Origin of the sequence: Pacificibacter sp., from assembly GCF_039769035.1 — a bacterium.
Lineage (GTDB): Bacteria > Pseudomonadota > Alphaproteobacteria > Rhodobacterales > Rhodobacteraceae > Celeribacter.
Genome location: NZ_JBDMZG010000199.1, coordinates 1 through 22,540 on the forward strand (window position 1 = coordinate 1; position 22,540 = coordinate 22,540).

A 22,540-nucleotide genomic window follows, 5' to 3' on the forward strand; every position below is an offset into this window, starting at 1 on the left:
ACCCGGCGGGTCCGCGTAATCTGTGTTTTCCAAAGGACGGGAAAGATCGACAAGGGTCATAGGGGGCTCCGTTGAGGTTACCGTCCGACAAGGCCGGTTGAAATAACTGGGAAGGCGATGACAAGGCCGAGGCAAATCAGCATCATCACGGCAAAAGGCGCCGCGCCGATAAAGATGTCTTTCAGACTAATATCCGGGTCGTTGAGACTGGACTTGATGACATAGACAGATATCCCAAAGGGCGGAGTGAGCAGGCCAATTTCGACAGCAATCACCGTGATCACGCCGAACCAAACCAGATCGACGTTCAATCCGGTCATGACAGGCAACATCAATGGCACGAGGATCAACATGATCGATCCGCTATCAAGGATCATCCCGAACAAGATCACCACCAAAGCGTAGAGCAGCAGGATCGAAATCAGACCAAGACTGGCCCCTGCGACCATCGCGCCGAATTGTGCCGGCACGCCGGAAAAGGCCAACATGCGTGAATACATTTGCGCAGCGATGATCAGGAATGAAATGCTCGCGGTGATCAGCCCCGTTTCCACCAGAACGCGCCATAAAGCGGCCCATGACAAACGCCGTTTGGCCACGCCAATGATCAAAGCGCCAGCGACACCAACAGCGCCCGCTTCGACAGGTGTGAACAAGCCCATGTAAAGCCCGCCCAAAACCAAACCGATCAACAAGGCAATCGGCAGGCCCTTGGACAGAACCTCGCGGTTGCTCATGCTTTCGGTATCGGCGCTCAGGTTTTTGCCGATAAATCCAGGCGCAAAATAGGCCATCAACACGGTGCCAAGGCCAAAGAGCACCGCCAACAACAGCCCCGGCCCAAGGCCCGCAATGAATAGATCGCCAATCGATTGCTCGGCCAGAAGACCGTACAAGATCATCAAAAGACTAGGCGGGATCAACATCCCAAGGACCGAACTGCCCGCGACAACGCCGACGGAAAACCGTTTGGTGTAGCCATGGCGGCGCAGCTCTGGCACGGCAATTTTGGTGAACACGGCGGCAGAGGCAATTGATATCCCAGTGATCGCGGCAAAGATGGTGTTGGCCACGATGGTGCCAACGCCTAGTCCGCCTTTGATGCGTTTGAACATGGAATTGGCCACATCAAATGCGTCCCGTCCCATGCCGCTTTCTGAGACCAAAAAAACCATCAAAACAAACACAGGCACCACGCCAAAGAAATAGCTGGAAATGGCGTCATTGGCGGCGAGGCCCAGCATTTTTGCGGCCAAAAGCGGTGTGCCTTTGATCGCCCAAACGCCAATGAAAGAACACAATATCAAGGCGATAGGGACATAGAGTCCACCAAGGACAAAGACGCCCATAGCGACAAGGCTGAACATGCCAATTGCAAAATCAGTCATCAACATTGCCTTTCAAAAGCCGTTGCAACACGCGCGACATAAATTGCAAAGCCAACAGCACGGCCCCGATCAAAATCATGGTTTTGGCGGGCCAAGTGGGCATGGTGAAATTTCCGACGGACCCAACATATTCTTGGCGCTCAATCGCTTTCATCAAGATCGGCCAATGGGCGTAAAGGATGGTTGCGATGACCAGAAACCCCAAAAGATCAAAAATGATTTCAATCGCATTTGCCACCCGCGGCGCACTGTTGTGCAGGTTCAAAATAATCCCGTCTGAGCGTGTCAGCCGATTGGCCTTCAAAGCTTGGGGGACTTGAAGAAACACGATGGCCACGATGGACAGAGATATCATTTCGGGCACGCCGGGCAGGGGGGCGCCGAACAGGTTGCGACCCAGCACATCCGTGCAAATGATCACAACCAGTCCAACGATCAGCAATGTCCCGACAATATTTGCCCCCTGCGTGGCCAAGTTGAGGCCACGCAAAAGTACAGAGGGTTTAGGCATTTACTCTTGGTCCCAATTGCGCAGCGGGGTCGCACCGCCCGCGCGCATTGTGTCCATGTAAACCTTCAAGATTCCCGACGCATCTTTACCCTGCGCATCCAGACCTTCGGCCCAAACCTTAGCGGCGTTGTCCATGCCCTGCGCCCAGTCTTCGCGCATCTCATCACTGGCTTTTGTAATGTTTGCTCCCGCCGCTTCCATGTTTTTGTAAGCGATGTTTACGAAGGCTTCGAGGTCATCAATATACCATGCACCAGCTGCATTTGCCGCGTCAGTGAATGCGCCGCGCTCGTCGTCGGACAGGCCTTCCCACCAATCTACATTTGCACAGATCGAGCCCGCAAATTGCGCGCCAAGTCCGGCTTGTGTCAAGTAGGGGGCAACTTCATAGAGCTTGCCGGGGAAAGCGGCCGAGGCAAAGACCAAAACGCCATCATATACGCCAGTTTGCAACTCGTTGTAGTAGGTGGTCAGATTGCCCTGCACGCCGACAGCACCTGTGCCAGACAGCCAATTGATCGCCGCACCTGGGGCTGCGATTTTGCGACCTTCTAGATCTGCCAAGGAATTGACAGGGAAATTGGTCATCAACACGTAATCATCGATAGAGCTCGGCCCGCCGATGTAGACAACGCCGTTGTCAGCATATGCTTGCTGCATGCGCGGATCTGTCAGGTGCAGGTTGTTCATGGTGTCGCCCACAAGACGCGGATTGTCTGATACGAATGGCGTGTAATAGGTCACGTTTTGGACGGCCATTTTGCCCGGATAAAACAAGGATGAACAGGCGCCGATTTCGGCCAAACCTGCCTCAACGGTTTCCAATTCTTCACCAACGCCAGCGATAGAACCGCCGTATTGCTCGGAAAATTTTACGGTGTGGCCGAGGGCCGCAAGTTTTTCGGTGGCTGTTGGAATGAAGACCTCTGGGTACATTTTTACCCAACGAACACAGGCGGGTGCCCCGCCACAATCGTCACGTTGAGATTATCAGAAAAGGCGGTTGTCGTTGTCATCAGACACAGCGCGGCTGCGCTTAGGCTTTTAAAAATCATTGTGTTCTCCCTTATTGCTCGCGCGGCGCACGGGCTCCTCCCCAACCGCAGCGACAATTGTGTTCAGTTAAGGCCAAAAATAGGAATGAAGGAAATTAATGTTGATGCCATAGGCTATAGATGTGATTAATGGGTATGCATCTTGAAAAACTGGACCTGAACCTTTTGGTCGCAATTGATGCGTTGCACCGCACGCAAAGCGTGACCGAAACGGCAAAAGAACTGAACTTAACGCAGTCCGCTGTCAGCAGCGCCTTGAAGCGCGCGCGGGCGCATTTTGACGACGAAATCTTATACTATGACGGGCAAAAAATGTGCCCTAGCCCCTTTGGACTAACGATCGCAGGCATTGTGCCCGATATGGTGACCAGCTTACGCGCTTTGTCGCGAATGCGCGCTGTGGCTGAGTTGTCGTCCATCAAACGCCAATTCACAGTTTTGGCTTCTGACTATGTTTCAGCCGTGTACCTGTCTGTCTTATCGAAAGAACTTTCCGCGATTGCGCCCGGCATTTCCTTGGCTGTGGTGCCCTTCAGTGAGGAGGCCAGCGATTGGTTCGCACGCGGCAAAATCGACTTTTTGATTGGTCCGGCATTTGCGTTGCAAGACAGCTTTCAGCGTACGCCCTTGTTTGAAGACGGCTTTAAGTGCGTGTTGTGCAAAGACAGTCTGGCCGCGCGAAATGGGCTGAACCTAGAGCGCTTTCTGGAAGCACCCCATATCGTGACCAATTTCTTTGTTGGGAATGGCAAAAGTCACGTTGAAAACTGGTTTGCGGAACAGGGGTTCGACATCTCTATTGCGGCCACCTTGCCAAGTTTTGTGGTTTTGCCGCATTACATCGCGGGAACGCCGAACATCGCCACGATCCACAATAGATTGCTGCAGCAAATTGGACCGCGGGACGATTTGGTCGTGGTGGACCCTCCCTTTGTTGTCCCGCCGTTAACAGAGTTTTTGATTTGGCAAGATCACCAACAATACGACACCGAAGCTGTACAAATGCGCGATGCGATGCTGGCCGTTGGACAGCGCTTGCGCAACACCAAACCTTCGTATCACTCATAGGTGTGACGGCTTGGGTGTTGTGCCGATGATGCTTGTGCTGCTGCTTGATATTACCTCTATACAAGGTGTAGTTCTTACCTTATAGGGGCATCTTTCTTACTCGGTCTTTCCGCACACGCGGCAATTGCCCAATACGGACACGCATCTCCCATGATTAAAACCCTTTCCGACGCCCTTGCCGAGCGCGGCTATGAAACACTTACGCCCGTTCAAGAGGCGGTGAATGATCCAGCGTTGCAAGACGCCGATCTTTTGGTGTCTGCGCAAACAGGTTCAGGTAAAACTGTCGGTTTCGGTTTGGCCATGGCGCACACGCTTTTGGGCGACGCGGAACAATTTGATCGTGCAGAAGTGCCGATGGCTTTGGTCATCGCGCCGACACGTGAATTGGCCTTCCAAGTAAAGCGCGAACTGGAATGGCTTTACGCCAAAGCTGGCGCGAAAATGGCGTCTTGTGTGGGTGGTATGGATTACCGCGATGAGCGTCGGGCCTTGGAACGTGGTGCGCATATCGTTGTGGGCACACCTGGTCGTTTGCGCGACCACATCCAACGCGGCTCTTTGGATATGTCCGGCTTGCGTGCGATCGTTTTGGACGAAGCCGATGAGATGCTTGATCTCGGTTTCCGCGAAGATCTTGAATTCATGTTGGGCGAAGCGCCAGAAGATCGCCGGACTTTGATGTTCTCGGCAACTGTGCCTGCGATGATTGCCAAGCTTGCCAAGAGCTACCAAAAAGACGCTGTGCGCGTGAACACCACTGGCGGTGCCAAACAGCACGCCGATATTGCCTACCAAGCTTTGTCCGTGTCCCCACGTGACGAAGAAAACGCCATCATCAACATGTTGCGTTACCACGATGCGGAAAACGCTATCGTATTTGCCAACACGCGTGCTTCCGTGGCGCGTTTGACAGCGCGTTTTGCCAACCGCGGCTTTTCCGTTGTGTGTCTGTCCGGCGAATTGAGCCAATCTGAGCGCTCACATGCTTTGCAAGCCATGCGTGATGGCCGTGCGCGCGTCTGTGTGGCCACAGATGTTGCAGCCCGCGGCATCGATTTGCCGAACTTGGAACTGGTGATCCACGCCGAATTGCCAACCAATGCGGAAACTCTGTTGCACCGTTCTGGCCGTACAGGCCGCGCGGGTCGCAAAGGTATTTCCGCGCTGATCGTGCCACCCAAAATGAAATCCAAAGCTTCGCGTTTGCTCGGTTGGGCGAAGTTGACAGCGGAATGGGTTGAAGCGCCAAGCGCTGAGATGATTTTGGCGAAAGACGAAGAAAAGCTTTTGACAGACGAAGCCTTGATGGCGGACCCTTCTGAAAAAGAAGCTGTGTTTGCGGCCAAAATGCTCGAGATGCACAGCCCTGAAAAAATCGCAGCAGCGTATTTGCGTCTGTACCGTGCTGGCGTATCTGCGCCAGAGGAACTCGGTCCTGCACCAAAACCAGGTGAGCGCCCAGAGCGCGCACCACGCGAAGATTTCGGCAAATCTGTTTGGTTCTCTTTGTCTGTTGGTCGTGATGAACGCGCTGAGCCACGTTGGCTTTTGCCGCTGGTTTGTCGCGCTGGCAACATCGACAAAACCTCGATTGGTGCGATCCGTATCCGCGATACCGAAAGCTACATCGAACTGAAAGAAGCCGCGGCAGATGGCTTTGAAAAAGCGCTGGGCAACGGCATTTTAGAAGACAACGTCAAAGCGACACGTCTTGCGACAATGCCTGATCTTGGCGGCGGCGGTGGCCGGTCCGGTGGCAAAAAGCCCTATGAAAAGAAATCATATGGCGACAAGAAATCTTACGGCGATAAAAAACCGTACGAAAAGAAATCTTACGGTGACAAGAAACCATATGGCAAAGGCGCTGATGGCGACAAAAAACCATATGAGAAAAAACCGTTTAAGAAAAAGGCCGAAGATTACACGCGCGACGGTGCTGTGGCTGAGAAGTCCAAAAAACCACGCCACAAATCTGACGGTGACAAAAAGCCATACGAGAAAAAGCCTTATGCAGCAGGCGCGGGCGATAGCTCAAAACGCGTGTACAGCAAAAAGCCTGCGGGTGCTGGTAAATCTGGCGGCGGAAAGCCGGGCGGTGGCAAACCAGGTGGTGGTAAACCAGGTGGCAAGCCAGGCGCGAAGTACGGCAAGCCTAAAAGCGGCGGCAACGCGACCTTTAAACGCAAAGGCTAAGCCTTCCATCTTGATCTGATATAAAAGCCGAGCAATGCGTTGCTCGGCTTTTTCATTTCAGTCAGTACAGCCTTTTGGTGCTGTAACGGGTTAGACCATGGCCTCGCATTCGCGCCGCAGTTTTACCGCGTTCAAGCTTTCGTCGATCTCAACATCATCGTACGTGAGAACCGTATCAATCGGGACATCGCGGATGAGTTTGATCTCACCGGTCAGGCCCAACGGCAAAGCGCGCATCGGCACGGAAATGCGGCTTGGTCGCAATTGGCCTGCAACACAGTATCCGCCTTCGCCGTCCAAAATTTCACCTGCCTTAAGCGCTTTCTTGGATACCGCGACAACATCAGATCTAAACTCTTTGCTGACACTTGTGGCTTCTTTGCGAATGCCGACAGAACCAACCGAGAGGCCCAATTCCAGCCCAATTAAGTGGAACCGTTTGAAGTTGCAGTAATAAAGTCCGCTGTCATCGGTCGACACCATGTATTCTTCAAAGCAGTTTTTCACATAGTCATTGGTCGCTTTCACCACGACCCAAACGCCTTGGCGGATGTCATTCGAGATCATCTTTCCGTCTTTGGTGAAGCTGGAAATCACCTCGACCATGCCCGTGTTTTCCAAGACACCGCCTTCATTCTGGGGGCGCATCAGGCTGGCAATGTCATCGATCGCGCCGGAAGGGTACGTCAGCCCATTTGTCGGCGCGTTTAACCCCGTCGCGTTTGAAATTGCAGCGCTTTCGATGGCGGGCTTTGTGCCATCAAGGAAGCTGTTGAACATTTTGGGATTGAGGCGGCCGCGTTCGGCTTTTTCCGCTGTTACCCCCCAGTAATCCCAGATCGTGTCAGGTGTCGAGAAACGGTACTCTGGTTTCCACTTGTGCCCACGTCCTGCAGCGGCAACTTCGAACCCGCATGTGCGCGCCCAATCGACCAAATCCACAGTCATGGACGGCTGATCACCATAGGCCTGACTGTAAATCACGCCTGCGGCTTGCGCCCGCGGCAAGTGCCGCGCCGCAGACCGCGTCGGCTTCAACCGTTGCGGAAATGACGTTTTTGCCTGCTGCAAATGCTGCCAAACTGTGATCAATGGCGATGACGGGGTTGCCTGTGCATTCAACAATGATGTCGACGCCGTGGTGGTGTATCATGGCCATCGCATCTTGGCCGACGTGTGTTGCGCCAGTCTGCACGGCCGCATCCAGTGAAGACGCTTCAATCTGCTCGGCGGGCCAGCCCGCGTAGACCATGTTGGATTTCGCGACATCTATCCGGAGGTCGGCGACGCCAACGACATGAATGCCGGGAATACGCAGAGCTTGGGACAAAAACATTGTGCCAAATTTTCCAGCGCCGATAACGCCGACGCGGATCGGATTACCTTGCGCTTGGCGCGCCTGCAGTTGCTCATATAGGCCCATAATAGTCTTCCTCTTTCCCTCTCAAAACAGTCGATGCTGCTTTGACTTCGGGGCAATCCTAGAGGGCGGGGAGGTTTTCCGACAAACGACAATTATCGGGCGTTTGATTAGAATATCTAAAGTATTGAGCAGCCGTCATATTTAGGCACTTTGACGGGCCTAGACGCAAAATGAGTTTTCCCTTGCAAAGATATCTTGAGCAAGTGTCCTTGCAAGGGGGCTTTTCAAAGTTGCGGTTTTTTTTAAGTTACTAAGGCTCGCATCCCGAAAGGCACTCGACGATTTGCAGTTCAGGGTTTTCCTCTTCTTGCGTGGCAGGCGTAGAGGTCTTTGTCCCGCCGGCACTCACGCCGAAATCAAACGCGCCGCTGGCAAGGCCATACCCCAGATCAAGCCCTACAAATGAATTGTCGGCGAGGTAGGCAGCACCAACTGTGCCACGCAAGGACTGGCTTCCGAACATATAGTCGAGACCAACTGAGCCAACGAATTCTTCTTCTTGGTCGTCAGAAAAAACGCGGAAAGCAATGCCTGTCTGTGGCGCGCCGCCACCAAAGCTAATGCTCAAGCCAATGCCAACAGTCGGGTCAGCGACCGTAGGGGCTGCCAGCGTCAGAAACAGGGAGGACAATAAAACAGTACGCATATCGGTAATCCTTCAGGTTGTAATCACAGGAAGTCGAAACGAAGTGTTAATAAATCTGCACTATCTTGTAGATTCGGTCAAATTTTGCCCCAAGTCGGAAGGGCTCAAATGTCTGCACGAGGTGACGACGACCACATAGGGGCAGGGCGTGTTAGAACGATTTCCGAACTGGCAGTCTTTTTGCCCCACAGCTAAGTCGCATTGCACAGCCAGTCTGTAGCTTGCCTGGGGAAAACAAAAAAGGGAGCCCGAAGGCTCCCTTTCATAGATGTATGTCGCAGTCTTTAAGCGAAGAGTGCGTTGAGCGTTGTGGATGGGCGCATGATCGCGGCTGTTTTGGTCGCGTCTGACTTGTAGTAGCCATCCATGTCGGCAGGTTTGCCCTCGTCGCGTTTCAACTCAGCCAAGATCGCTGCTTCGCCAGTTTCAAGCTTTTCAGCCATTTGACCGAAGTAAGCTTTGAGGTCGGCATCGGCATCTTGTGCTGCCAAGGCTTCGGCCCAGTAGCGCGCGAACCAGTAGTGGCTGGAGCGGTTGTCGTTTTGGCCGACTTTGCGCTCAGGAGATTTGTTCTCAAGCAAGAGTTTTACAGTCGCATCTTCGACAGCTTGACCCAAGATAGCCGCTTTTGGCTTGTCTTTGGCTGCTGCGAGGAAGTTGAAGCTTTCGCCCAAAGCACAGAACTCGCCGAGGCTGTCCCAACGCAGGTGGTTTTCTTCAACCAATTGCTCGACGTGTTTCGGCGCAGAGCCGCCAGCACCGGTTTCGAACAAGCCACCACCGTTCATCAGCTTCACGATGGAGAGCATTTTCGCGGATGTGCCAAGCTCCAAGATTGGGAACAAGTCGGTCAGGTAGTCGCGCAGAACGTTGCCGGAAATGGTCACAACGTCTTTGCCTTTGGTCATTTCAACCCATGAGAAACGTGTCGCTTCGCGTGGCGCCATGATTGGAATGTCTTTGCCAGCGGCTTTCAATGCAGGCTCAACATATTTGATCAATTCAGCGTCGTGTGCGCGGTTGGCGTCAAGCCAGAACGCAGCCGTGCCAACAGCGTCGAAACGTTCGATACCTGTTTTGATCCAATCCAAGATTGGCGCTTTTTTCGCAGTGGAAGACCGCCAAATGTCATTGGCTTCAACAGCGTGCGAGTGCAGAACGTCACCGTTGTCGAGAACGATCTCAACAGTACCAGCGGATGGCAGCTCAAACGTTGTTGGGTGTGAACCGTACTCTTCGGCTTTTTGCGCCATCAAACCAACGTTGGACACAGCACCACAAGTGGTCACGTCCAAAGTGCCGTTTTCTTTGAAGAAGTTGATCGTCTCGTCGTAGATGCCAGCGTAGCAGTTGTCAGGGATACAGCATTTGGTGTCAGCGGCTTTGCCGTCTGGCCCCCAACCGATGCCGCCCGCTTTGATCACAGCTGGCATAGACGCGTCGATGATCACGTCAGAAGACACGTGCAAGTTGGTCACGCCTTTGTCGGAGTTCACCATGTACATATCAGGCTTGCCTGCCAGCGCCGCTTTGAGGTCGGCTTCAAGCTCTGCATTGCCTGCGATGCGCTCTTCGAGATCGCCAAGGCCTGCGTTGGGGTTGAAGCCGAGCGCTTTGACTGTTTCGCCGTGTTTGGCCAAGAAGTCTTCGATGTAGATGGACACAAAGTGACCAAAGATGATTGGGTCAGACACCTTCATCATAGTTGCTTTAAGGTGCACAGAGAACAAAACGCCGTCTTCCATGGACGCGATTTCGGCCTTGATGAATTCACGCAATGCGGAAGCAGACAAAAATGTCGCGTCAACGATTTCGCCTTCGAGGTATGTCAGGCCGTCTTTGAGAACAGACTGTGTGCCGTCAGCGGCAGTGAACACGATTTTCGCGCCGCCAGCTTGGGCAGCTGTGATGGTCGCGGATGTCTCATTTGCGTAGAAGTCGTTGCCAGACATGGATGCAACATGCGTTTTGCTGTCGCCTGTCCATTCGCCCATGCGGTGCGGGTTGGCCATAGCGTAAGATTTCACAGCTTTGGCAGAACGACGATCAGAGTTGCCTTCGCGCAAAACAGGGTTCACAGCAGAGCCTTTGACGGTGTCGTATTTGGCGCGGATCGCTTTTTCTTCATCGGTGGAAGGCTCAGCAGGGTAGTCAGGGATTGCAAAGCCTTTGGACTGCAATTCAGCGATTGCGTCTGTCAGCTGTGGCACGGATGCAGAGACGTTTGGCAATTTGATCACGTTGGCCTCTGGTGTTTTCACCAAGCGACCAAGGTCAGCCAGATCGTCGGACACACGTTGTTCGTCGGTCAACAGGTCTGGGAAAAGCGCCAAAATGCGACCAGCCAAGGAAATGTCGCGAGTCTCAACTGAGATGTCGGCCGCTTTTGCAAATGTACGGATGATTGGCAAAAGCGAGTGGCGTGCAAGCTCAGGCGCTTCGTCAACGATTGTGTAGATAATGTCAGGGGTCTGATTGGCCATGTGAAGGTCTCTTTCGCGATGTTATCGGTCAAATACCTGCAGGAGAAGGGGCGCAGGGCATCCACGTCCCCCGCTTCCATGCGATTGGCCTTCACGTAAATCAGACAGGCGCTCAAGTCAATGTGTGCAATGGTATACAGAGAAAATCGTTTGAAAAAATGCGCAAGAGACATGCGGAGGCACTGTGTCAGCGGCGCGCAGCCAAAATCGTGCAGTAGGTATTGATCGGCAGAAGCTTTGCGGTGCAACGCGCTGCGGATTTTGGGGTGACCTATTGGGGTGACCTTAGGGCATGAAGATGCGGGCCCAAAAAATCCGTTGATTAAAAGTTAATCACACCTCGTTTTGAGCATTTTTGCAAAATAGCATCTATTGCGTCCCAAGAATTTCGCGCCTAGCCTCACTTTATGAGCGATAAAAATATATTTGACGAAATGATGGGCAGGGACGGGCAATTGCGCCCGCCTTATGCAGAGTTCAATCACTGGTTCGAAGGCGAAGATCCCGCACGATTACGGGCGAAACAGCGTGAAGCGGAAGAGGTGTTCCGTCTCATGGGCATCACCTTCAACGTCTATGGGCGAACCGAAGCCGAAGAACGGTTGATTCCCTTCGACATTATTCCGCGCATCATCGCCGCGCGTGAGTGGCAAAAACTGTCCAAAGGCATTGAGCAGCGTGTCCGCGCGATCAACGCGTTTTTGCATGACGTTTACAACAGACAAGAGATCATCAAAGCAGGGCGTGTGCCGCATGAAATGATCGCGAATAACGAAGCCTTCTTGCCGCAGATGCTTGGCATGACGCCCCCAGGTGGCATTTACACGCATATTGTCGGGATCGATTTGGTGCGCACAGGAGATGACGATTTCTTTGTGCTTGAAGACAACGCGCGAACACCGTCCGGCGTGTCTTACATGTTGGAAAACCGCGAAACGATGTTGCAGATGTTCCCTGAGCTGTTTGCCAAGAACAAAGTGAAATCGATTCAGAACTACCCTGCGAATTTGCGCCAATCTTTGGCCGCTTGTGCGCCACCCGCTTGTGAAGGCACGCCCACCGTGGCGGTGCTCACACCCGGTGTTTACAACTCAGCCTATTATGAGCACTCGTTCTTGGCCGATCAAATGGGCGTTGAATTGGTGGAAGGGCACGATTTGCGTGTCGTCAACGGACGTGTCGCCATGCGCACAACCCGTGGGTACAAGCCGATCGACGTGCTCTATCGCCGGATCGATGACGATTTCCTTGATCCGTTGAGTTTCAATCCCGAAAGCGCGCTTGGCGTACCTGGCATTATGGATGTGTACCGCGCAGGCGGGATCACCATCGCCAACGCACCGGGGACAGGCATCGCGGATGACAAAGCGATTTACAGCTACATGCCCGACATTGTCGAATTCTACACTGGCGAGAAAGCGATCTTGAAAAACGTGCCAACATGGCGCTGCTCAGAAGCGGACTCATTGGCCTATGTCCTTGATAACTTGGCAGACTTGGTTGTCAAAGAGGTGCACGGTTCTGGTGGATACGGCATGTTGATTGGGCCAACTGCGTCCAAAAAAGAAATCGAAACATTCCGCAAAAAACTGAAAGCGCGCCCGAGCAACTACATCGCTCAGCCGACACTCAGCCTATCAACCGTGCCGATCTTCAACAAAGCGGGGCTGACGCCGCGCCACGTTGACTTGCGGCCCTATGTGCAATGCTCTCCCCAAGGGATCAACATCACACCGGGTGGATTGACCCGCGTGGCGTTGGAAAAGGGATCGCTGATGGTGAATTCGTCCCAAGGGGGCGGCACCAAAGACACATGGGTGCTGGAGGACTGATATGCTTGGGAAAACTGCAAATGGCCTCTACTGGATGTACCGCTATCTGGAACGGGCTGAAAACACATCACGTTTGGTCGAAACGGGTCAACGCATTGGGCTGACGCGCTCGGACACCACGGACGAAGAGTGGGGGCCTGTGCTAAAAACCGCAGGCGTTGATGTCGCCTATAATGCCGCGCATGAGGATTTGAACAAAGACGACGCCATTGATTGGCTGCTCAGATCAAAAGACAATTCCTCTTCTGTTTTCGCGGCGATTTCTACGGCGCGTCAAAACGCACGTTTGGTGCGCACGGCTTTGACCTATGAAGTTTGGGAAGCCATGAACGGGTGTTTCATGGCCACAAAATCTTCACTGGCGGGCAAAGTGTCGGAACGCGATCTGCCTGCCGCTTTGGGATTGATCCGCCAGCGCACGGCATTGGTGCGGGGGGCAACTCACGGCACGATGTTGCGCAATGACATGTATAACTTTGCCCGCATTGGCACATTTTTGGAACGCGCAAACGCCACGGCGCGCATTTTGGACGTGAAATACTACGTCCTTTTGCCGTCGGTTTTTTCTGTCGGATCGTCCATTGATAACGTGCAATGGGAAACGATTTTGCGATCGGTTTCTGGGCGCGGTGGCTACCGGATGGTGCATGGCAACAACATCAATCCACGCGACATTGCGCAGTTTCTCATTCTCGACAAACGCATGCCGCGCAGCTTGAACTTTTGTGCGCGCAAAGTGTTGGATAACCTCGAACATCTGTGCTCGGATTATGATGTCGAACCCAAATCTCTTGAAATGGCACGGGCTTTGGTTTCGCGTTTTGCATCCAGCGATATTGATGCGATTTTCGAAGATGGGCTGCACGAATACATCCAGAGTGTTCTGACATCCTTCGCAGAGTTGGGCAGTCAGGTTGAAATTGACTTTAGGTTTTATGAGTAAGCCATGAAATTAAGAATTCGCCACGAAACGCGCTATGCATTTGAAACGCCGGTCGCTTATGGGCTTCAGCAAGTGCGTCTCACGCCTAAATCAACACCGTTCCAAACGATTTTAAACTGGGACGTTTCTGTGTTGGGGGGCGCCAAAGAGGTGTCCTATTCTGATCACAATGCCAACCATGTTGATCTGATTTCGATTGATCGCGATGCCACCGAGGTGACTTTGGTGAGCGAAGGTGAGGTCGAGGTGACTGAAACGCACGGGATGGTCGGCAAACATCGGGGTCCCGCTCCGTTGTGGTTCTACAAAGGCGATACCGAGCTGACCACTTTTGGGGATGGCGCGCAGGCGCTGATTGCGCAGGTCGACGGCGAGACGGACCTTGGTCGGCTTCATGCGCTGTCGCGGGTCATACAAGCCAACGTGTCCTATGAGATTGGCAGTACTTCGCCCACAGGGTCCGCCGAAGAAGCCATCAGCGCTGGCAAAGGCGTTTGCCAAGATCACAGCCATATCTTTTTAGCCTGCGCGCGCGAGATGGGTTTTCCAGCACGGTATGTTTCGGGATACTTGATGATGGATGATCGCGTCGTTCAAGACGCCACCCATGCTTGGGCCGAAGCCCATATTCCCAACCTTGGTTGGGTTGGTTTCGACGTCTCAAATGCCATTTCGCCTGATGTACGTTATGTTCGCGTCGCAACAGGTCTGGACTATGCAGGGGCGGCTCCTATAACAGGGACGATATATGGCGGGTCTGGCGAACAGTTGAGCGTACAGATCGAAGTCGCACAACAGTAAGACGGACACTTTAATTATGACTTATTGCGTTGGAATGATGCTCGATCGCGGGCTCGTTGTGATGTCTGATACCCGTACCAATGCGGGCGTCGACAACATTTCAAAGTTCCGGAAAATGGCAACGTGGGAGCAACCCGGCGAACGCGTGCTGACCGTTATGACTGCGGGCAATCTGGCCACAACGCAGGCAATGGTCAGCCTTCTCGATGAACGCAGCAAAGCGCCTGAAGATCGCGCGCCTTCTATTTTTGCCGTGCCATCTATGTTCCAAGCAGCCCAGCTTGTTGCGGATACGTTGAAAGACGTGATCTCAAGCCACGCGGATGAAGGCCAAAAGGCCGACGCAGGCTTTAACGCGACGGTCATTCTGGCAGGCCAGATCAAAGGCGCAGCACCGCGTCTGTTTTTGATCTACCCACAAGGCAACTTCATCGAAGCCAGCACCGACACGCCGTTCTTCCAAATTGGCGAAGCCAAATATGGCAAGCCAATTTTGGTCCGCGCCTATGATCCAAAAATGTCGTTTGATGAGGCGATCAAACTGTTGCTTGTGTCCTTTGACAGTACGATCAAAGCCAACTTGTCGGTCGGCATGCCGCTTGACGTCATGACCTATGAGACGGACAGTTTCAAGATTGGATCGCAAACGCGCATCGAAGCCGACAACGAATATTTCCAACAGATTTCAAATGGTTGGGGCGAAGCGCTTAAAACGGCGCTGGACAGCCTACCAAACTATCAATCTGAAAGCTAAGGCGTCTCAAGGTTTAAATTGGGTTTGGGGATCAGGTCTGGCTTGATCCCTTTTTCTATGTAATCCCACGTCGCCAAGCCGATCATCGCACCATTGTCTGTCGCCCATTTGATCGGCGGCAAACACAGTGAAATCCCGTGATCCTGCGCCAATTGTGCCATGCCGTCGCGCAATTGCGGCGAGGCCGCGACCCCACCAACGATAATCAATGATTTTGGCCGGCACTCTGTCACCGCGCGCTCTGCTTTGGCGATCAGCACGTCCATACAAGCCGCAACAAAAGATGCGGCCATATCGTCCAAGCTGACCTCTGGATGTTTTTCAATGTGGCGCGCAACGGATGATTTCAGCCCAGAGAACGAAAACTCATAGCCATCGTTTTTCATCGGGCGGGGCAGGCGCAAAACTGGCGTGCCGCGTTTGGCAGCGGCGTCGATGGCAGGCCCACCAGGCATGCCAAGGCCCAACATACGTGCCACTTTGTCGTAGCTCTCTCCAACGGAATCGTCGCGCGTGGTGCCAAGCAAACGGTAGCTCCACGGGTCTTTCAACTCAGCCACAAGCGTGTGACCACCAGACACCAGCATCACCACAGCTGGGTATTCGGTGCGTGTTTGTTCCAAATCGACGGACCGCATGTGCCCACGCAAATGGTTGACGCCATAAACCGGCAGGTTCCAACCCATCGACAACGCCTCTGCCGTGGAAAGACCGATCAAGAGCGAGCCGATCAAGCCCGGCCCACGTGTGACGCCAATGGCCTTAAGGTCAGCTGGCGTGACCTCTCCGTCTTCCATAACAGACTGAATTGTTGGCAAAATGGCTTCCAAATGCGCCCGAGACGCCAGCTCTGGATAGACGCCACCATGTGCATTGTGGATCTCGTATTGCGACACTGTTTTGATCGCCTTCACCGACCCGTCTTTTGCCACCAGTGCCACAGAAGTGTCGTCGCAAGAACTCTCGATGCCCAATACATACTCAGTCATCTGCGCGCTCCAAAATGGCGTTGATTTCGGTCTCAGGCACAGCGCCGATGCGTTCGATTTTGGCAGGGCTCACGCGGCAATTCACCAAGGTCGAGGGGGTCTGTGATTTGGCGGTCCCGTGCAGCACATAGTCAGGTGTGCCGTTCAGTTCTGCCAATGCCAGCTTTGTAGTCTGCGGGGTTTCTTGCCCTGCAATATTGGCTGATGTGACCAAAAGTGGTCCCACATCGGTGAGCAGCGCAAGCAAGACCGTGTCGTTCGGAATGCGAATGGCGCATTCGGCGCGCCCTGCAAGCCAGTCTGGAGTTGCGTCTGCATTCAGGCCAACAGCGATGGTCAGGGCCCCGGGCATAAAATCACTGTCCAAACAGGCCTGCGCGCTGGGCGTGAGATGCCCGCCAAGTTCGGAGAGTTGCGCGGATGAGGCGACCATGATCGGCAGGTTTTTCTCACGCGCGCGTTGCTTCAACGCAAAGACTTTGTCCACCGCCGCGCGGTTGCTTGGCAGTGCTGCCAGCCCCAAAACCGTGTCCGTGGCCAACAGCAACACGCCACCACGTAGCAATGTCGATTTGGCCTCTGCAAGTGTGCGTGGGTCTGCAGTCATCACAAGTCTTCCACGATTGGATAGGCGCGGGCGGTGTTGCTCGGGGTTGCTTTGGTCTTTGCCACCGACAGCATTGTCTGGATCGACGCCACGTTGGTTGCTGGCGCATCCATGCCATCAAGCTCCACATTGCCCGCAAGCGCATATGTGTCGATCTTTTCAATCTGTTCCAAAGCCGTATCGCGTTCGCAATGCTGGTAGTGCGTCAGGGCGCCGTCTTGGTAGACCCCAAAGTGAACATACGGGCGCGCGGCTTTTCGCAATATCACAACGGGCAGATCGGCCTGTGACAGTTCTGCCCCAAGCAATTCAAATGCGGGCAGGCCAGTGGTGGGCAGGCCAAGCGCAAACCCCAAAGCATTGGCAAAGGCCACTCCAGTGCGGGTGACACCCAAACCACCGGGACCTATGTCGACAAAAATCTGCGCAATATCGTGTAACTGGGCGCCGACTTGGTTCAACCCAAAGTCCAAAACCATACGGTAATCACGAGAACCCAAAAGCCTGTCATCAAGGGCGCTGTCAAACACCACGTCATCGCCCTTTGCCAGCCCCATGACAGGCACGCCGTTTGAGGTTTGCAGCAGTAAAATCAAGTCAGTCATGTGGTCCACTCGCAAGCGCTTCGAACACAGGGATCCACCGCGTATCGGGCGAGGACAGGGTGAAAACGCGCGTCCCTTCACTGTCACCAAATGCGATGTCGATTTGCAGTGGGGCGTCAAAAAAGCCGTCGATCCGCTGGCCCCATTCGATCAGGCAAATACCCGTATCGAAATAGTCGTCGAGACCCAGATGATAAAAGTCTTTTTTGTTTTCAATCCTATAGGCGTCGACGTGCAGAACCGGCGCACGGTTCGTTTCATAGATGTTTGCAAGCGTGTAGGTGGGGCTGGTGACGTCTTCGTCGCTGCCCAATCCGCCAATAAGCGCACGGATGAAAAAGGTTTTGCCCGCCGCCAAGGTGCCGTCCAGCATCACCACATCACCCCCACGCAGGTGCGCTGCCAGCTGCACGGCGATCTGCGCTGTCTGCGCTTCAGATTGCGCTGTTAGAGTGAGGGAGTGTAACTCTTGCACGGCCACGGTGGCAGGTCCTTGATTGCATTTCTTTTGCCGGATTTAGGCCAAAACGGCGCAAAGGTCCATGGGATGCGTTTTGAAACGGTGATTAAAACACGCGATTGAACAGCGCGCGTGGTAAATACCGTCCCCATTTGAACAGCCATGCGAATGGGCGCGGGAATGCCGTTTCAAATCGACCGCTGTCAATGGCGCGGATCACGTGGTCGGCGGCAGCTTCTGGCGACATGATTTGTGGCATCGCGAAATCGTTTTTGGCGGTCAGCCGCGTCTTGATATAACCGGGGTTGGCCATTTGTACGGTGACGCCCGTACCCCTGAGATCGAGTAACAGGTTTTCGCCCAAATGCATCAACGCGGCTTTGGAGGCAGAATAGCCAACGGCAGCTGGCAAGCCGCGATACCCAGAGAGCGATCCGATCAGCATGATATGCCCTGATCCGCGGGTCACATAGTGCGGTACAACATCGGCCAAGACCCGTGCAGCACCGGTGAAATTGGTGTCGATCATGTGTTCTACGGCTGTCGCTTCCCAGACTTTGGCGTCCATCGGCTCATAAGTGCCCACACAATAAAGCATCGCATCAGCGTGGCGCGCTTGAGCGGCAGCTTTGTTTACACTGTCTGTGTTCGTGACGTCCATCGGCAGGACTTGCGCGTCGTTTAAAGTGGTGGCGAGTTGTGTCAGCTTGTCGCCGGATCGCGCAGAGAGAATGACCGACGCGCCACGTGCATCGATGGCCTGCGCTAACGCTGCCCCCAGTCCCTCGGATGCCCCGATGATCCACCATGTTTTGCCTGTAAATGCATCTGTCATCTTGTGGATCCTGACTGTGTAAGGTCGTGTTTGGGGGCGGGCGGGCGACGACGATATGTGGCGCCTTTGACCTTGAGCACCAAAGCTTGCCAATGAATGAGCGCCATCGTGCGCAGGGCGCCAAACGGGCGGTGGACACAGGCGCGCAGTACCGATCGATTTGTTAGGCGTTGGCGCGGCCCATAGAGCGTTGCGATCACGCCATCGTCGCCGTTGCCGTGGAAAATGCGAATGGCGATTTTGTCTGCCGTGATGTCAAAGTTGAAGGCATAATGTCCTTTAACCTGTTGAAATGGCGACACATGCAGTGCTTTTGGCGTGGTGATTTGATCTGCCTTGGTGAGAGGGCTTCGATCCTCGTTCGCGCACAAATAGGAATGACGATCGTTGAAGGGGGTCGAGACTTCTGCAATCACGCCAAGCAAATCTGCGCCACGCCACGCCAGCCAAAAGCTGACAGGGTTAAAGCCATATCCCAGAAAACGTGGTTGTGTCAGCAGATCAATGCGCACCCCTGTGACGCCCGCCAGTTCGAAGTGTTGCCGTGCCCATGAGACGCCTGTGCCATGTTTTAGTGGCCCACCGTGATCTCGGTCGTGCAGTGCGGTGACATTAAAGCGATTGCGCGAAAACAAAAACGGCAGTTTGACCTCGGTGGCGTCCATATCCATCAGCACAAAATCCACGCCGTAGCGAAACGCATTTTTCAATGCGCCGCGACGCGCATGGCTGGTGTGGCCTGCGATGTGATCAGGAAAGGACGCAGCTGCGGTCATGCAAACACAGTCTCCATTTTTTCCGCGACCTGCACGGCAGAATGGAACCCGTCTTCGTGGAAACCATTGCGCAGATAAGCCCCTGCAAACCAAGTGCGGTTGTCGCCGTTTATGCGCTGAATGGTGCTTTGCGCTGCCATTGCTGCGGTGTCGAACACAGGATGGTACATCGTGGTTTGATCGTAGATTTTTGATTCATCGATGGGCGTGGCGGCATTGAGCGTGACAAACAAGGGATCACTTTCGGGGATCGCTTGCAGTTTGTTCATCCAATAGGTGACACCCAGCGCTTGCTCCTGACCGACATTGTCCGACTTATACACCCACGATGACCAACAGGCGCGGCGCTTGGGCATTTGGTTCGGATCACTGTGCAAGGTCACTTGGTTGGCCTGATACCGCAGATCCGACAAGGCTTTTTGTTCGGTCGGTGTCGGCTTGGCCAAAAGGCGCAAAGCCTGATCGGAATGACAGGCGAAAATCACTTGATCAAACTGCTCATTGCTGCCGTTTCGCGCCTTTATTGTCACGCCCAATGCGGTGCGCGTGACAGCTGCCACAGGCGTTGCCAGTCGCATCACACAGCCCAGCATTTTAAGATGGGCCTCAAGACGTTTGATGTATTCGATAGAGCCGCCTTTGACGGTGTACCATTGATGTTGTCCTGTTGCAGACAACAGCGCATGGTTACGGAAAAACCGCAGCAAAGACGCGGCAGGGTAGTTGCGGATCTCTGAAGGGGGCGTTGACCAGATCGCACCACAAATTGGCATCAGATAGTATTGCGTGAACCACGGCCCAAGGCCCATTTGATCGGTCAATTCACCGATGGTGGTTGTTTCGTCTTGGATCAGATCCTCGGCGGTTTTGTTGAAGCGAAAGATATCACGCACCATTCGCAAGAAAGCAGGTCGCGCCAAATTGGATTTTTGCGCAAACAAGGCGCTGAGGCTTTGCAGCCCGTATTCCACAGCACCATTGTTGATGGTCGTGCCAAAGCTCATGTCAGATTTTGTGACAGGCACATTCAAAGCATCAAACATGCCGGTCAGATTGGGATAATTGGCGTAGTTGAACACGATAAACCCTGTGTCCACAGGTTGATCGCCGTTTTTTCCCGCCATTTTGGTGCGGGCGTGGCCACCGAGCCGACCTTCGGCTTCAAAGATGGTTACATCATGATGTGCCGCTAACAAATAGGCGCTGGCTAGGCCGGAAATGCCCGAACCAATGATGGCGATACGTTGGCGGGCTCTGACGGGGGCATCGAATGACATATAAAATCCTGTTTTGGTTTGTATATGTTACGATTATTTTTCCCGATTAGATCATTAATTCACAAATATTATTTTTTAAGTGATCCATGACACGAAGCCCTACGTATGCTTAGTATGCTCAAAGAAAAACATACCACTTCAAACAGCCCTGTGCCGATGCACCCCACAAAAGCGCAGCGCAAGGCTTCGCTTGAAAGGATGTCAGTGACTTCAGATATGGCAACGTCTTTGACTGAGCAAACCGAATGGATGCTCAAAGTGCGTGACGCCCGCGATCGAGCGGCGTTCGCCAAACTGTTTGACCACTTCGCGCCGCGGTTGCGCGGCATGTTGATGAAGAACGGATTTGGTGCAGCGCAAGCTGACGACGTGGTTCAAGATGTGATGTTGTCGGTCTGGCGCAAAGCTGCGTCTTTCAATCCAGAGCGTGCACAAGTGTCGGGCTGGATTTTTCAAATCGCACGCAATCGTCAAATTGATGTGATCCGAAAGGAACGCCGCCCCGTACCTGAAGAGTTGGCGATGCCCGAAAGCACGGATGTTGACGGTGAACAAGTGCTTGGCGTTGAACAAGAAGCGGCCAAACTGCGGTCCGCGATTGCGCGTCTCAATCCTGAACAGCGCGATTTGGTGCAAAAAGCCTATTTCGGCGAGCTAAGCCATAGTGAAATCCAAGGACAGACTGGTCTGCCGCTTGGTACAATTAAATCCCGCATTCGTCTCGGTCTTGAGCGTCTGCGTCACGAACTGAAAGGAGAGCGTTAGCCCATGGCCAATATCTCTCATCATATCCCTGAGGCTCTTTTGGTCTCTTATGTCGGTGGCACTTTGCCGCGTCCATTTGCGATGGTGATCGCCGCGCATGTGTCAATTTGCGAAGAATGCCGCGCCAATTTGGCTGCGCATGAAACCGTTGGCGGCGCTTTGATGGATGCGTTTGAACCTATTTCCGTGTCTGACGATCTGCGCAACAATGTCTTGGCGCAGTTGGATGACGCGTTCACACCTGAGCCTGTGCGCCCACGTGGCGATGAAACATATCCTGCCCCTGTACTTGAGGCGCTGGGCAGCAAGCCGCCGCGTTGGCGTTCGCTTGGACCGGGTGCAAAACAGTGCATCTTGGAATCCGGAAAGTCTGGCTCTGTGCGCCTGTTGTACATTGCCCCCGGATATGCCGTGCCGGATCATACGCATGGTGGGCTTGAACTGACACTGGTGCTGCAAGGCGCATTCAAGGATGAAACAGGGCGTTTTGGTCGCGGCGATTTGGAAGTGGCCGACGATGATTTGGAGCACACGCCGATTGCCGAAGATGGTGATCCGTGCATTTGCTTGGCAGCCACAGATGCGCCGTTGAAATTCAGCTCGTTTGTGCCGCGCCTTTTGCAGCCCATGTTCCGGATTTAGCCAAGGGCGCAGATCCTTTGGCGTCAAAGATGCGTTAGTCTTCGGTGTCGATCCAGATCGTCACCGGACCATCATTGATCAGGCCAACTTTCATATCCGCACCAAAAACGCCCGTCTGAACGGGCACGCCAGCATCGTTTAGGTGTTTTGAAAAGGATTCGTAAAGCGCCTTACCCGTTTGCGGGTCAGCGGCATTGGAAAACCCTGGGCGATTGCCTTTGGTTTCGGCGGCCAACGTGAATTGGCTTACAACCAAAGCAGATCCGCCAATGTCGCGCACGGACAGGTTCATCTTGCCTGCGTCGTCTTGAAAAATCCGCAACTTTGACAGCTTGGTTGCCAGCTTTTGCGCCTGCGCGTCAGTGTCGCCACGCATTGCGCAGACCAAAACCAAAAGGCCCTGATCACAGGCGCCGACGACGTCGCCGTCGACCTTAACCGATGCTTCTAAAACGCGTTGAACAAGTGCGCGCATGATTACATC

At 53.7% G+C, this 22,540-nt stretch carries 23 protein-coding genes; 8 read left to right on the forward strand and 15 right to left on the reverse strand.

Annotated features, from left to right (window positions below):
* Positions 1 to 77: 77 nt before the first annotated feature.
* The 3 genes from ABF287_RS16145 to ABF287_RS16155 are packed head-to-tail and all read right to left on the reverse strand — an operon-like array spanning position 78 to position 2,835.
* The gene (locus ABF287_RS16145) at positions 78 to 1,388 is read right to left on the reverse strand and encodes a TRAP transporter large permease (RefSeq protein ID WP_347186024.1); all 1,311 of its coding nucleotides are present in this window, start codon (positions 1,386 to 1,388) and stop codon (positions 78 to 80) included.
* Positions 1,381 to 1,899 (reverse strand): TRAP transporter small permease subunit, encoded by a 519-nt coding sequence (locus ABF287_RS16150; RefSeq protein ID WP_347186025.1) that lies wholly within the window; start codon positions 1,897 to 1,899, stop codon positions 1,381 to 1,383. Before ABF287_RS16150 ends, ABF287_RS16145 begins: the two co-directional genes overlap by 8 nt.
* A complete protein-coding gene (locus ABF287_RS16155; protein WP_347186026.1) occupies positions 1,900 to 2,835 on the reverse strand; it encodes a C4-dicarboxylate TRAP transporter substrate-binding protein in 936 nt (311 codons plus the stop codon). It abuts the gene before it with no gap.
* A 248-nt stretch (positions 2,836 to 3,083) separates the two neighbouring features.
* Between ABF287_RS16155 and ABF287_RS16160 the strand changes: the two genes are divergently transcribed.
* Both ABF287_RS16160 and ABF287_RS16165 read left to right on the forward strand, forming a co-directional pair.
* Positions 3,084 to 4,022 (forward strand): LysR family transcriptional regulator, encoded by a 939-nt coding sequence (locus tag ABF287_RS16160; protein WP_347186027.1) that lies wholly within the window; start codon positions 3,084 to 3,086, stop codon positions 4,020 to 4,022.
* Between the two features lie 150 nt (positions 4,023 to 4,172).
* Positions 4,173 to 6,218: a DEAD/DEAH box helicase gene (locus ABF287_RS16165; RefSeq protein ID WP_347186028.1), complete on the forward strand. Its 2,046-nt coding sequence runs from the start codon at positions 4,173 to 4,175 to the stop codon at positions 6,216 to 6,218.
* Positions 6,219 to 6,308: 90 nt separating this feature from the next.
* Here the strand turns inward: ABF287_RS16165 and ABF287_RS16170 are convergent, their stop codons facing one another.
* The 4 genes from ABF287_RS16170 to ABF287_RS16185 all read right to left on the reverse strand — a co-directional run bounded on the left by ABF287_RS16170 (position 6,309) and on the right by ABF287_RS16185 (position 10,770).
* Positions 6,309 to 7,226, reverse strand: a complete 918-nt coding sequence (locus ABF287_RS16170; RefSeq protein WP_347186029.1) for a hypothetical protein — start codon at positions 7,224 to 7,226, stop codon at positions 6,309 to 6,311.
* Positions 7,177 to 7,641, reverse strand: coding sequence for a hypothetical protein (locus ABF287_RS16175; protein ID WP_347186030.1), 465 nt, complete (start codon positions 7,639 to 7,641; stop codon positions 7,177 to 7,179). The genes ABF287_RS16170 and ABF287_RS16175 overlap by 50 nt, the downstream gene beginning before the upstream one ends.
* A 250-nt stretch (positions 7,642 to 7,891) precedes the next feature.
* Positions 7,892 to 8,287 carry a hypothetical protein gene (locus tag ABF287_RS16180; protein WP_347186031.1) on the reverse strand — a complete coding sequence of 132 codons (396 nt, stop codon included), beginning with the start codon at positions 8,285 to 8,287 and terminating at the stop codon, positions 7,892 to 7,894.
* A gap of 284 nt (positions 8,288 to 8,571) precedes the next feature.
* Positions 8,572 to 10,770 carry an NADP-dependent isocitrate dehydrogenase gene (locus ABF287_RS16185; protein WP_347186032.1) on the reverse strand — a complete coding sequence of 733 codons (2,199 nt, stop codon included), beginning with the start codon at positions 10,768 to 10,770 and terminating at the stop codon, positions 8,572 to 8,574.
* A 407-nt stretch (positions 10,771 to 11,177) separates the two neighbouring features.
* On the opposite strand from ABF287_RS16185, the gene ABF287_RS16190 reads away from it, so the two are divergent.
* Genes ABF287_RS16190 through ABF287_RS16205 form a run of 4 tightly spaced genes read left to right on the forward strand, consistent with a single transcriptional unit; the run spans position 11,178 to position 15,100 of the window.
* The gene (locus tag ABF287_RS16190) at positions 11,178 to 12,602 is read left to right on the forward strand and encodes a circularly permuted type 2 ATP-grasp protein (protein ID WP_347186033.1); all 1,425 of its coding nucleotides are present in this window, start codon (positions 11,178 to 11,180) and stop codon (positions 12,600 to 12,602) included.
* A 1-nt stretch (position 12,603) separates the two neighbouring features.
* Complete coding sequence (locus ABF287_RS16195; protein WP_347186034.1) at positions 12,604 to 13,545, forward strand: alpha-E domain-containing protein; 942 nt, start codon at positions 12,604 to 12,606, stop codon at positions 13,543 to 13,545.
* Positions 13,546 to 13,548: 3 nt separating this feature from the next.
* Complete coding sequence (locus ABF287_RS16200) at positions 13,549 to 14,346, forward strand: transglutaminase family protein (protein WP_347186035.1); 798 nt, start codon at positions 13,549 to 13,551, stop codon at positions 14,344 to 14,346.
* 16 nt (positions 14,347 to 14,362) lie between these two features.
* Positions 14,363 to 15,100, forward strand: a complete 738-nt coding sequence (locus ABF287_RS16205; protein WP_347186036.1) for a proteasome-type protease — start codon at positions 14,363 to 14,365, stop codon at positions 15,098 to 15,100.
* Here the strand turns inward: ABF287_RS16205 and tsaD are convergent.
* The 7 genes from tsaD to ABF287_RS16240 form a co-directional block, all read right to left on the reverse strand.
* Positions 15,097 to 16,089 carry a tRNA (adenosine(37)-N6)-threonylcarbamoyltransferase complex transferase subunit TsaD gene (gene tsaD / locus ABF287_RS16210; protein ID WP_347186037.1) on the reverse strand — a complete coding sequence of 331 codons (993 nt, stop codon included), beginning with the start codon at positions 16,087 to 16,089 and terminating at the stop codon, positions 15,097 to 15,099. The two genes, ABF287_RS16205 and tsaD, sit on opposite strands and share 4 nt — an antisense overlap.
* Complete coding sequence (locus tag ABF287_RS16215; protein ID WP_347186038.1) at positions 16,082 to 16,696, reverse strand: L-threonylcarbamoyladenylate synthase; 615 nt, start codon at positions 16,694 to 16,696, stop codon at positions 16,082 to 16,084. The genes tsaD and ABF287_RS16215 overlap by 8 nt, the downstream gene beginning before the upstream one ends.
* Positions 16,696 to 17,301 carry a hypothetical protein gene (locus tag ABF287_RS16220; protein WP_347186039.1) on the reverse strand — a complete coding sequence of 202 codons (606 nt, stop codon included), beginning with the start codon at positions 17,299 to 17,301 and terminating at the stop codon, positions 16,696 to 16,698. Before ABF287_RS16220 ends, ABF287_RS16215 begins: the two co-directional genes overlap by 1 nt.
* Positions 17,294 to 17,782: a tRNA (adenosine(37)-N6)-threonylcarbamoyltransferase complex ATPase subunit type 1 TsaE gene (gene tsaE, locus ABF287_RS16225; RefSeq protein WP_347186040.1), complete on the reverse strand. Its 489-nt coding sequence runs from the start codon at positions 17,780 to 17,782 to the stop codon at positions 17,294 to 17,296. Before tsaE ends, ABF287_RS16220 begins: the two co-directional genes overlap by 8 nt.
* Positions 17,783 to 17,867: 85 nt before the next feature.
* Positions 17,868 to 18,596 (reverse strand): SDR family NAD(P)-dependent oxidoreductase, encoded by a 729-nt coding sequence (locus tag ABF287_RS16230; RefSeq protein WP_347186041.1) that lies wholly within the window; start codon positions 18,594 to 18,596, stop codon positions 17,868 to 17,870.
* The gene (locus tag ABF287_RS16235) at positions 18,593 to 19,372 is read right to left on the reverse strand and encodes a DUF1365 domain-containing protein (RefSeq protein ID WP_347186042.1); all 780 of its coding nucleotides are present in this window, start codon (positions 19,370 to 19,372) and stop codon (positions 18,593 to 18,595) included. Before ABF287_RS16235 ends, ABF287_RS16230 begins: the two co-directional genes overlap by 4 nt.
* Positions 19,369 to 20,649 (reverse strand): FAD-dependent oxidoreductase, encoded by a 1,281-nt coding sequence (locus ABF287_RS16240; RefSeq protein WP_347186043.1) that lies wholly within the window; start codon positions 20,647 to 20,649, stop codon positions 19,369 to 19,371. The genes ABF287_RS16235 and ABF287_RS16240 overlap by 4 nt, the downstream gene beginning before the upstream one ends.
* A 198-nt stretch (positions 20,650 to 20,847) precedes the next feature.
* Between ABF287_RS16240 and ABF287_RS16245 the strand changes: the two genes are divergently transcribed.
* Together ABF287_RS16245 and ABF287_RS16250 are read left to right on the forward strand one after the other, a co-directional pair.
* Positions 20,848 to 21,414 (forward strand): sigma-70 family RNA polymerase sigma factor, encoded by a 567-nt coding sequence (locus ABF287_RS16245; RefSeq protein WP_347186044.1) that lies wholly within the window; start codon positions 20,848 to 20,850, stop codon positions 21,412 to 21,414.
* Between the two features lie 3 nt (positions 21,415 to 21,417).
* A complete protein-coding gene (locus ABF287_RS16250) occupies positions 21,418 to 22,056 on the forward strand; it encodes a ChrR family anti-sigma-E factor (RefSeq protein WP_347186045.1) in 639 nt (212 codons plus the stop codon).
* Between the two features lie 34 nt (positions 22,057 to 22,090).
* Here the strand turns inward: ABF287_RS16250 and dtd are convergent, their stop codons facing one another.
* Complete coding sequence (dtd, locus tag ABF287_RS16255) at positions 22,091 to 22,531, reverse strand: D-aminoacyl-tRNA deacylase (protein ID WP_347186046.1); 441 nt, start codon at positions 22,529 to 22,531, stop codon at positions 22,091 to 22,093.
* Between the last annotated feature and the right edge of the window lie 9 nt (positions 22,532 to 22,540).